General features: G+C 36.3%; 2 protein-coding genes and 1 rRNA gene. 2 read left to right on the top strand and 1 reads right to left on the bottom strand.

Annotation, left to right across the window (positions count from 1 at the left end; all coding sequences use genetic code 11):
* Window positions 1-296 precede the first annotated feature (296 nt).
* Window positions 297-578: a hypothetical protein gene (locus BO222_RS09595; protein WP_075820544.1), complete on the bottom strand. Its 282-nt coding sequence runs from the start codon at window positions 576-578 to the stop codon at window positions 297-299.
* A gap of 237 nt (window positions 579-815) precedes the next feature.
* Between BO222_RS09595 and BO222_RS09590 the strand changes: the two genes are divergently transcribed.
* Both BO222_RS09590 and BO222_RS09585 read left to right on the top strand, forming a co-directional pair.
* Window positions 816-1,916 (top strand): hypothetical protein, encoded by a 1,101-nt coding sequence (locus BO222_RS09590; protein WP_075820542.1) that lies wholly within the window; start codon window positions 816-818, stop codon window positions 1,914-1,916.
* Between the two features lie 526 nt (window positions 1,917-2,442).
* A 16S ribosomal RNA gene (locus BO222_RS09585) occupies window positions 2,443-2,544 on the top strand; the annotation flags it as partial.

Here is a 2,544-nt window from a genome sequence, read left to right as displayed (position 1 = left end):
CGGGGCCAATTGCCGTGCAGCTTCTGTGAAGTGCTGTCTACCATCGAACCAAAATGAAGACTATCAATGGGGGTAAGGGGGCAATATGTCTTCTTATTCACTCTTGACAAAGGTCATTTCATAACAGTTATAGTGTGTTTGGTAATTTTGTTTATTGAGCATGAACATATTTTACCAAAAAAGGCACCTCATCCATTACGGATCAGGTGCCTCTTTTTATTTTTGGACTGTCAGAAATTTAACAGCCCCTTTTAATCGTGATTCATTTTTATCTGAATATAGGTAGAAAACGATTATTAGTCATCCTTTTCGTCAATATTCAGAATACCTTTTAAAGCGTCGATAATTTCGTCGATATCACCAAGTGCATGTTCGAGTTCGTCATATACGGAAACCATGGAATTGAGTTCACTGGCAAGATCAAGAGTGTTTTCAGCATTTTTTGCTTCGATTGAATTTGAAATAACATCAATTAAAGACTGTGCTTTCACTAAATGTTCTTCAATTTCTTCCGCCTGATCGAGCTGAAGTTCGGTTAATTTTCCCTGGTTTTCAAGTACTACATCTTTTTCGCTCATGTTATAAGCCTCACTTTCGTAACTATCTTTCAAATCAATTCTATTCGAATCAAAGTTGCCTACTAAGCCGTTTGACTGATTTGTGAGATGAGAATATTGAATGTTTTCAGGTATTAGGTTTTACGATGCATACGAATGAAAAATCATATAAACTGTTTCATGGAATGAAGCTATTAAAAGAGAATTGTCTGAAATCATATTTGTTAAATACATATTAAGAAATAGAAGGGGCGCCAAATGAAATGTTCTAACTGTCATAATGAATGGAAAACTGAACCAAAAATGCCAGAACCAGATATCTGCCCATTTTGCGGATTCTGGCTCAATCAAAAGAAACAGACCAATCGTAAAGAACCATTTTACTTTACATGGGGATTGATTCATGAAGAGAAACTTAGAAAAAGTCTTCATAATCCTGAGGAAGCAGACTATCAGCAGGCACTGGATAATTTTTCAATTGCATTTGCAGAACAAAAGAATCTGGGTGATCGAATTGCAGACTTGATGGTTGATTATCCTCAGTACGCTGCAAATAATCTAAAATACTTTCCGGATTCATCGCAGGATGACAGATTGTCTGTTTTAAAAGGAAATCTATCTGAAGATCAATTTCCAATTGCAGCATTATACCTTGAGGCTCTGGAAGCGGGCTCTCCAACAGCTGGAATCAAGTTGATGAATTTTCTGAAAAGCCGGTTGGATGATCAGAAAGTCATAGATATTTTAAATAGTCTGATCTATTCTGATCTGTCCTGGATGGAACATTCAGAAAATTACCTGGCACTTAGTGCAGGTATGGCTCTTTTGCAGAAGAACTACTCATTGGCTGTTTTGGAAATGAAAAACCTTTTGAATGCGAATGAAAGTCGATTAATGATCTTAAATGATTCTTTGTTTAATTCTCTGATGGGATTACCAACAGATCTTGCAGCCAGAATTGAGATGGTCGGGGCGTTTGTCGATAAAGGCTCTGATCAACAATTAAGTCGGGATGACTTGAATCAATTGATCCAACTTTTATGCAGACCTCTTGAAGAAGATGAAAATAAATTTGCGGTTCTCGAATCGGTTGATGAAAAGGTGATTCACCTGTTAGAAGACCACAAGGAAGAAGCAGCCTCGATTTTAGAAGAAATGATAACTTCTGAAGTGGCTTTAAGTGGGACTCATTTACTGATGCAGCAGCTCTCAAATGCATCGAAAGATCTGAAAACACAGTTAGAGCCAGTCTTAAAAAAGCATTATGAAAAAGTCTATATGAAGCCATATTCCTGGATTGCTGAAACGGATTATACAATTGATCCACGCTTTTCAATGAATGGTTCTTCTATTAAGTAAATCTTAATGTGTTAAAAAATATCTGATTCAGATTTTGAAAATAAATGTAAATAATTAAAACAAATTGACAGTAGACTTCATGTTAGAAAGAGGAGTATATTTGAAGACGCCAGGCTGATTCAGCCGGAATATAAATATAAAGGATCATCACTCTTGAATCCCTGCGATATACCGTTTGTGAAAATTTAAAAATAATTCACAAAAAGGGTTGACCGATGAGGTTTGGAGTGGTATTCTTAATGAGTCTTGTGAGAGACGGCTTGTTTTTCACAAGTGAAGTCTTCTTCTGATTGTGAAATTCAAAAAGAAAATCACAAAAAAGCCTTGACTTTGATCAGGACAGGGAGTAAGATAAGCAAGCTTGTGAAAGATAAATAAATCTTCACAAATAACTCGTTCTTTGAAAACTTTACAGACAGTATGTACAAGTACCAATTGGTACAGGTTAAACAAACAAACCAAGTACAAGTCAATTCAACCTGAACAATCAAAAAATAAAATAAAACGCAAAAGCGTTGAGTCAAATCAAATGGAGAGTTTGATCCTGGCTCAGGATGAACGCTGGCGGCATGCCTAATACATGCAAGTCGAACGGTATCTTTGGATACAGTGGCGAACGGGTGAGTAA

The sequence above is a fragment of the Ileibacterium valens genome, from assembly GCF_001945525.1.
Taxonomy (GTDB): domain Bacteria; phylum Bacillota_I; class Bacilli_A; order Erysipelotrichales; family Erysipelotrichaceae; genus Ileibacterium; species Ileibacterium valens.
This window is presented reverse-complemented; position numbering and strand designations above follow the sequence as displayed.

Coding starts and splice junctions, on each gene's coding strand:
- BO222_RS09590 (WP_075820542.1), top strand. CDS start 816: ATGAAATGTTCTAACTGTCATAATGAATGGAAAACTGAACCAAAAATG.
- BO222_RS09595 (WP_075820544.1), bottom strand. CDS start 578: ATGAGCGAAAAAGATGTAGTACTTGAAAACCAGGGAAAATTAACCGAA.